Source organism: Fluviicola sp., assembly GCF_039596355.1.
In the GTDB taxonomy this organism is placed as follows: domain Bacteria; phylum Bacteroidota; class Bacteroidia; order Flavobacteriales_D; family Crocinitomicaceae; genus Fluviicola.
In genome coordinates, this window is record NZ_JBCNJW010000018.1 from 46,785 (window position 1) to 55,186 (window position 8,402).

The window sequence follows — 8,402 nt, forward strand, 5'->3', positions numbered from 1 at the left end:
TCTTATTTGATCGGGTGGTATCTTGCATCATAAAGTTCATAATTGATCAGCTTATCGCTTAAAACGTATTTTCCGTCTCCGCTGGCAACAACGTATGGAGCGAGGTCAAAAAGCTTTGCGGGATTCTTGATTTTCTCCATCGGTTCGTAAGTGACTACCGCGTAGGGTTCTTCCACGGTTTCATCATCAATTGTTTCGGAAAAATAATTTGCCGGCGGGTAGGAAACCTTGAACCGGTAAATCAAGCCAGACTTATTGTCCACCTGGTATTCGATCGTTCCTTCCGAAAGGTTGTCGGGAATAACCTTATACGTAGTATACGCTGTGGTTTTGTAATAGCTCAGTTTAAATTTGGACAACGCTTCCAGGTTGAAGTTCCCCACTGCCATGGCGGGACTAAAGTTTTTATCCGGTTCGGTTAGTTGAACCAGGCTTTCCAGCGAGTCGATAATGACATAAATATCTCCTGTCTGAATGATGGTAACTCCTTCATTTTCCATCCGGAATGTGTTCCCGGAACCGTAATAAACAACGCCTGTACTAGTAGAAATCAGTTCATTCGTACGAAGATCCTTGTAGATTTCTTTCTTAAACTTCAACTTGCAGTTGCTCTGGTTCATTTTCTCAATCACCGGTTTCATTTCCTTCAGGAAGTCCTGCGAAGAAATTTCTGTGAGTTGTTGTGCCCCCACATTGCCTATCCAGGTGACGGCTATGAGAATTGCTAAATATCCTTTCATCTTAAAATCCGGTTGAAGTATTTTCAAGGTTTTGCTGAATGGTCATGATCCCTTTTTCGGTTTCTTTCTTCACGCGAACGAGCTTTCCTTCTTCGTCATACTCATAGATTTTGGCGTAGTTGCGTTCATCCAGTTCGGCGACCAATCTCAGTGTTTTCGGATCGTAGACATACGTGACCATCGAACCATCAAAAGGAAAAACCCGGATGTCATCGAAGAAAACATCTCCGGCATTCGAAAGCAGTTCAATCTTCAGGTTTCCTGCATTGTCCGTATGCACAATTCCTTCGATGCGCTGCCATCCGTCGATAATCTGGCCGGAGCCGTAGAATGATACCGGAGCGGCGGTTCCGGAAGTAACACGCAAATATCCATTCGTATAGGTCGTTGCCTTCGGATTCTTATCTTCCTTAATCCAGGCAGATACCACATAGCGGTCATCTACCGGTTGAAACTTCGGAAGACAATTTTCACAATCAAACAACTCGCTGCAGATGAAGTCAGCTCCATGCGTATAGAAACTCAGTGTTCCGCTACACCCCGGAACCGTAATGGCCAGAATGTATTTCTTATTCGCAATGGTGTTGACCTGATCAACCGGCTTCCAGTATCCGGTCGGGGTGCTCATCGGATCATCAATAATTACCGAAGCCGTTCCATTTGCGATGGCAGCTCCGAAATCCTCTCCCGATTCAAACGGACCATATACTTTATACGAACTGGCGTGAGACGCTCCCGTTGTTGCCCGGAACTGCAAAACGATCGGTGTTCCCCACGTAAAAGCAGCGTTGGTTGTAAAGGAATAGTACAGCGTAGAACTTCCTCCCAGACAAACAAACCCGTTGTTTGAATTGAAAACCGTATCATGCACATTGTAGCACAAGTTGTAAGCTCTGTCTGCAGAATAATTACTTAAGTAATTCTGAGCCCAACTGCTGTTCGTCCAGACAGTCAGGAATAAGATCAAATAGATTGCTTGTTTCATCTTTAAAATTGAATTAACTCGTACTGAAGTTTCTTGTCTTTTACCGTAAATAAGATTCCCATTTTACAGCCTTTTGAATCCGTTACCGTGATCATCAGACTGGAAGCATTATTTCCTTCATCCATATTGAATCCAATGGTGTTATTGGTGCTTAGTTGTGCAAATGCATTTCCGTCTGCTTCAAATTCCATGGTGTATGGACCGGTTCCTCCTTCAATCTTCACATCGCGTTTCTGATTCCAGCTCAGTTTCAGATCACAATCCGGTTTGTATTCACAGCTTGAAATGATATTTTGGAAGGTCACTCCCGCTCCCGGTGATACTTTGATACTGGTAGCTCCGGTATGCGAGTGAGCGGTAGTAATCGCCGAACCCGGAATAGCTATCGGATTACCGCTTCCATCCATCACTTTTCCGAAATATCCCTGCTCATTACAACTGTTGTAACCTACGTCTTCAAAAGAACCGGTTGCAATCTGCTGCATCTTGGCATTGGCTGCAACTGCTGTGGTCAATGTACTGTTAAAGCCAAATAAGCTGGAAGAATAACGACCCAAAGCATCACGTGTTTCCATCGTCATTCCGTTTGGTGAAAATTGCGTTACTTCTGATACGAAGGTCCAGTTCAATCCGTCTTTCTCCCATTTCTTTCCGCTTCCCAATTTGTAGAAAGGACTGTATGCTGTAAACACTCCATCTTTCCGGACATTGGTATTTCCGTCGTAGTTGGTTTGCGTACGTCCGCTCAGGTACGTGTATGAACGGATTGGTCTCCAATTTCCTTTTGTACCCAAAATATACGGGTTGGTGGTACGGATCGATGTTCCGCTGCTTGGATCAAAACAGTCACAGTATGTTTTCCAATCCTGCCCGAACTCTACAGCTCCGGCATTCAACACATGGGAAAACTGGTTGGAACCGAAAGATGTCAGCGGGTTGCTCAGGGAAGTCATGCTTGCCATGGAAGTACTCTGCTTGTTCTTGTAACCGGATCTCAACACTTTGATCAGCACATTGCTTCCACTGATCGGATTTCCGCTCATATCTACGATCCGGATTCCGTTTGCGTTTTTCTCCAAAACCCAACCCTTCATCGTGGTATAAGACAATTTCACGGAAACTTCATCCCCCTCTGTAAAATAATTGAGGTTTGCAGGAATGGCAGTAAATCCGGTATTGCTGATCGAAGCCGCCTGGTAGGAATACATGATATTCTTCGATGCCTGACCAAAAGATTCGTATTTCCAGTAAGCCGGGTAGTTCAATGAGTACACTTTATCGTTGAAGTTGGTCGTTGTCTGTGTCACCAAAACCTGCCCCGTCTGAGAATCATACGCCAGGTTATTAGTCTCCACAATACTTCCGTCCTGGTTTGCAACGGTTTTCTCAAGGATTCCGAATTTCTGGATCGTTTTGTTCATCGTTGCACTCCGGAAGCGATTCGTACTGCGGTCATACCCTGGATAAATCGTTGGAATAATCAACGGGATAAAAATGTAGAATGTATTCGTGTTAATCGAGAATTTTGGTACCTGTGAAACGGTTCTGCTTTCTCTGAAATCGGCTACTTCATCGTATCTCACGCCAACCGTTTCCTGGGAAATTGTTCCATCCGGGTGAATGACCGTAATTTGATTTTTCAACCGTTTGTTCTCCTGTCCTCCCAATGCCAATTCTTCGGATTGGTAGTGGTACTCAATAGTAGACAATGGCTGTAATTGTCCCTGACCGTATACGCTTTCTTTCTTCGGTTTCCCGTGCATATCGTTCAACTCAATGGAGAACCCCTGGTTTGCGGTCAGGTACTGGTATTTCGGAAGGAACGGTAAGAATGAGTTCTTCGGCAAAACATCCACATTGGTCGCTTTCACGATCGTCGGGAAATCCTTCGCAGTATAAAACTCTTTCACCACTTTTCCTGTTCCGCGGGATCCCAACTCCGAACTGTTCAAGTCTTCGATCACCACGCGGGAATAACCGATAGATGGTGAAGGGAATTGCGATTCCATGATCGGGTCTTCGATGTACATCTTATCATCCATCGCCAAACGCTTTTTGTTGTTTACGATGTATGCAGTATGCCACGGGTTTTCGTCTCCACCCAACTGCGGTTCATAGGAAGCCACACCGGATGATGTCCCATCTTCCAGTTCATAGGTAAATCGCTGTCCGTATTCGGAAGAAGAGCTTCCTCCCATCTGACTCCAGTTGTCTTTGATGCGGATTTCTTTCACACGGCTTCCGCCACCCATTTTATGTCCGGAAACACAATTCAGACGCATCCATGATTTCAATGGCACAAAGCGCTTGCATTTACCCATTTCAAAAATACGCTGGTTTGGTCCGGTTACCAATTCCTGGAATGAACCCATCTGCTCCACCATGGCACTTGCCAAATCGACAATTGCTTCCACTCCTGCAGGAGCATCTCCCGGAGCAGAATTCATAGAGCTTGGTTTGGTAAAGGTTCGCGACAATTGAGCACGTCCGAACAAGATTCCTTGTTTGATAATCGGTGAATAAATCTCCGGATCAGCATCTTTTAGCTTTTCTCCTCTTAAAGTGATTGCTCCATAAACAGTTCCATCTACGGTTTCCGTACCGACATGATCCACAATTCCATATCCCGAAATGAATTCTGTTTTCTCCTTGTAGGTTGCTCCGGCAGGATTTAGCTCGGTCAAGGCTCTGAAATAAAGCTGCTGTCCCTTGTAGGCATAATGTTTCGGATCAGGATCACTCGGATCCAGTGCAAACAACAATTTCGGATTGGCATTTCCAGGTTTTACCAAATCCAGGAAATCATACCCTGTTTGTGTACGGGAATTAAATGCGTATTTGTGACTATTATCAAAATGTACTCCAACAATCTGGAACATTTGAGTTGCTTTCTTGTGCTGCACAAACTGGTAATCATCCGATTCATACGTCACATTGATCTCTCCGCCCGACGGAAGTTTGATTTTCGTCAGCGCCCATGCCGAAGCATTGTTATCTGCTTCTGTTTTATCCTGAACCGAATACGGATATTCGGAATTATTCAACGGAGCGCTGATATCCTGTTCAACCGCAGTAGTGGAGTAAACAGGATTCTTATAGGTTCCCCATCTGTCACTCCCTTTCAGGTTGTAATCCGGATTCCTTGATGAATAATCGAAGGTATAATTTCGATTCAGCATCTTTTGCGAATTCTGATATGTAAAACTGATTTTCGTTAAGGTCAGTTTTCCTTCTGCTGTATTCGGGTTGTTCGGGTAACCTTTACACAAGTGGTAGTCGTAATCAAACTCCACTTTTTGAATCGGGTTGGCCTGAGACAAGTCAGAAGCATGCGCATAGTAGTCTTTTCTTAAGTACAATGTAATACTTCGTAAGAGCTTACTATCATTGGCCGTACCGGTAGCAAAACCTCCATCTCTGTCCTTAGCACTTTTCCCATCGTGTCTGGCTTCTGTTTTGAAGATTGCCACATAGTTTTTCGTCTCTACCTTATACAGGTAATACAAGTCTTTCTTCCCATATACAAAACTTGCCTTGTCATCCGTAGGATCGGAACGCATTCCTTCATTGTGGAAACCGGACGAAACAGCCGCAGGAGACCTCCATTGATTCCCCGTTACTTTCTCGTAATCAAATTTTACATATGATCCAAGGTCATCTATCGAAGGCCCTTGTACTTGATCTGCATCTACATAATCGTCACTCAATACACCCGAAAGCAGGTAGGAGTGTGCATATGCCGGAGTTGTGATACTGCTGTAATAATGATCGATTCCCCGTGTATTATCCAAGGTAGGATCCGAAGAGGAATAGGTAATTATCCCCGAATTGTCATTCGCGTAGTTGATTCCGTCATCGCTGTACATTCCATCACCGATGGCAAAAGTCACATCTTCCTGGAAGTAATTGTATGCCGGCAAACTGAAAACGTATCGTCTTCCGTCCTGCCCCAATTGGGTAATTTCATAAATGTGTCCTGCATTTCCCTGCGTAACCAACGGGTTCAATGGGAACACTCCCATTCCGGCAGCAACTTCTTCCCGTGTAAGGAAATACAACTGATTATTCGTCAGTTCCCGTGCCGTTTTCTTATTTCTACTGATCGATTTGATCGTTCCCTGCTGGTTCAAACTTCCGGATAGTCTCGGGAATAATTCCGAACCGGTCAATTCCAGTTTCTCAGGCTTATCACCATAAAATTGAGAAGTCATCAGGTTATCTTGCTGTACAGAAGATTCATTGGCCTCAATAAACTGGTAAAACGGTGCAACATCTCCCGAAGCTCTGGATCTTCCCAACCTGGTCATCGCATTATTGGAATTTGACCAGATCCCCTGTGAAACGCTGGTAATTGGAATTTGAATATCGATTCCTGCATCCAACAATGCTCCGGCTCCCAATTCAAATCCACCGTTCACACCCACATCGAAGGTGTTGACCATCTTATCAAAAACATAAGTCACATCGTTTCGCATCGGGCGGAAACTTCCTCCTGTTCCCTGTGCCTGAACGCTGAAAATATCATACGTTTGAAATGCAGAAGGCAGGTTCACACTGTATTTGGAGAACGGCTGATCGTTGTCGCGGTTAAAATCCAGCTGCGCATAGTTATTGTTCAATCCTTTTTCGTGATGGAAATAACCGAAAGCATTCGTGTAAGTCTTCTTTTGATCATTTGGAATCCAGGTTCTCGCTACCGATACACCGATATTTCCCTGTGCATCTACTCCAAAAATACTTCCTGATAACCGGGCATTGATTGCCAGTGATCCGCCTACCGTAGAGTTTCCGGGAGTTGGGGAATATTGATTGACGCCCATGTTAAAGGATCCGCTGGCATCAAGCGAACCACTTCCCTTTTTATTTCCTCTAACCTCAAAATCCTCTCCATCAAAAGTTACTTTGCGTGTGTCATACCTAGTTTTTTCCATCGAGAATCCATAAGACACGCTCTGCAATCCCGCTCTGGAATTAAATGCTGTACCGATAGAAGCTGTTTTTGAGACGTCATATTGTGCGTTTTTGTAGCCTCCATAACTCAAAGACATACTTGGCGAAAAAGAAGCTCCGTTTTCACTGCTTCCGGATAGGGAAAATCCAGCCATTGCAGAACCTCCCATTGCTTTTCCCAGGTTGAACGACAAACTGATTCCCTGAGAAGCACCAAATCCGGTGTAGCTGTTGTAGCTCAAACTCGCGTTATATGACAGGGAACCTACAGAATTACTTTCCAGGTTGAACCCGAAAATCTCCGGCTTCAACTGCAAGTCTACGCTGATATCCGTAACAGGCTTCGTATTCGTTTCCTTGACAATCTGATCACCGTTGAAATCATCCGGAATCCCGCGCATGTTCCGAATAATGGCACCGGCATTCAGGTTCCAGCCCAAACCAACCCAGGATGCTTCCTGGTCCATCGTAACACCTGAATTGTAGGCAATGTTGATCGGGTAACCCTCAATATCCATTAAGGGAATATTGTAGGTGAAATCCCCGGTGAAAGGATCCACCATGTCCGAAACACCAATCGGTGTAAAAGCACTTGCTTCCGGCTGTGCAGGGCCACCTGCAAATGAAACGGCCGGCTGAAAGACACTCCAGCTGAATGTCAGTAAGAGAAACCAGGCTAAACTTCTGCTTTCTTTACGGATTTGGATCGTATTCTTGTTATTCATATTTCTTAAGATTCAAGGTTGGTATGTTGGAATTGGATGAAACCGGCATCTTCAGGCTGATGCGTGACCCGCTGATGACCCTGTCAGAATAGATCACCTCTCTAATCACGTATTGTTTCGGATTATCGATATCGATGACCAATTTAGCCTGACCTTTGATAGTCGGTTCATACATCACGGATACACAATTCAGTGTATCGCCATGCGCAGAGAGTCCTTTCAAATCTTCTTTGATTCCACTGGTGAGGTACATCACCCGGTCGTTTTTACTGATTCCGCTTACTCCCGCGATGGAGAAAAAGTCTTTCTGAGTATTTACTCCTCTGATTTCAAACAGGAAACTCGTAATCATCGTACGCTCTTCCAAAGAAGCCACCAGGACGTCTTTAGGTTCACACTGTTTCATCGCACATAAAGCGATATTGACTTCTTTCGGAAAAAGCCTTAGGTTGTAGACCAATTCTCCTACGGTATCGGAAGCCGTATGTACATTCTCAGCAGAGCCATACCACTTGAGGTAATTTTCCGGCTCCAGTTTGATGCGTTTCTTACTGATTCCGCATCCGGTAAACACCATTATCAAGGCAGTAAAGACTACTGCCGGCTTTACAAACCCCATTAGTTTTTTCTAAAATTGAAGGTGAATGATTTAGTATTGCGCGGTGTCCATACAACGGTATAGTACCCGGATTGCAGATCCAGCGCACCGATATTCAAAATGAAAAAGCGCTTGCCGTTGCCAGATTTGCTGACTTCCGGTTGCTGCGTTCCTTCTTCCTCTTCTTCTCCCTGCGTGTATTCTTTCAGAAGTGCTTTCTTTACCAACTGACCGTTTTTGTAAACCTGGATCGTCAGTTTCAACTCCCCGATTTCATCCGAAACAAGCCCGATCTGATCATTGACCACAGAATAAGTCTGCCCGTCATTTTTGAAGGCTACGGGGTAGAAGTTAGGAGTAGGGTCTTTGGGTTCGAAGATGGTAAACTGGTAGGGCTCCGACTG

5 protein-coding genes are annotated in these 8,402 nt (G+C 44.7%); all 5 read right to left on the reverse strand.

The window, feature by feature from the left end; genetic code table 11:
- Positions 1-2 precede the first annotated feature (2 nt).
- Positions 3-740 (reverse strand): hypothetical protein, encoded by a 738-nt coding sequence (locus ABDV94_RS19910; protein ID WP_343748982.1) that lies wholly within the window; start codon positions 738-740, stop codon positions 3-5.
- A gap of 1 nt (position 741) precedes the next feature.
- Positions 742-1,725 (reverse strand): hypothetical protein, encoded by a 984-nt coding sequence (locus ABDV94_RS19915; protein ID WP_343748983.1) that lies wholly within the window; start codon positions 1,723-1,725, stop codon positions 742-744.
- A gap of 2 nt (positions 1,726-1,727) precedes the next feature.
- Positions 1,728-7,400: a hypothetical protein gene (locus tag ABDV94_RS19920; protein WP_343748984.1), complete on the reverse strand. Its 5,673-nt coding sequence runs from the start codon at positions 7,398-7,400 to the stop codon at positions 1,728-1,730.
- On the reverse strand, positions 7,393-8,019 hold the full coding sequence (locus tag ABDV94_RS19925) for a hypothetical protein (RefSeq protein WP_343748985.1): 627 nt from the start codon (positions 8,017-8,019) through the stop codon (positions 7,393-7,395). Before ABDV94_RS19925 ends, ABDV94_RS19920 begins: the two co-directional genes overlap by 8 nt.
- Positions 8,019-8,402, reverse strand: a 384-nt coding sequence (locus tag ABDV94_RS19930; protein ID WP_343748986.1) for a hypothetical protein, incomplete at its 5' end; no start/stop codon positions are given. The genes ABDV94_RS19930 and ABDV94_RS19925, both read right to left, overlap by 1 nt.

Bases quoted from the DNA above. Each gene is read 5' to 3' on its own strand.
- ABDV94_RS19915 (WP_343748983.1), bottom strand. From the start codon at position 1,725: ATGAAACAAGCAATCTATTTGATCTTATTCCTGACTGTCTGGACGAAC.
- ABDV94_RS19925 (WP_343748985.1), bottom strand. From the start codon at position 8,019: ATGGGGTTTGTAAAGCCGGCAGTAGTCTTTACTGCCTTGATAATGGTG.
- ABDV94_RS19910 (WP_343748982.1), bottom strand. From the start codon at position 740: ATGAAAGGATATTTAGCAATTCTCATAGCCGTCACCTGGATAGGCAAT.
- ABDV94_RS19920 (WP_343748984.1), bottom strand. From the start codon at position 7,400: ATGAATAACAAGAATACGATCCAAATCCGTAAAGAAAGCAGAAGTTTA.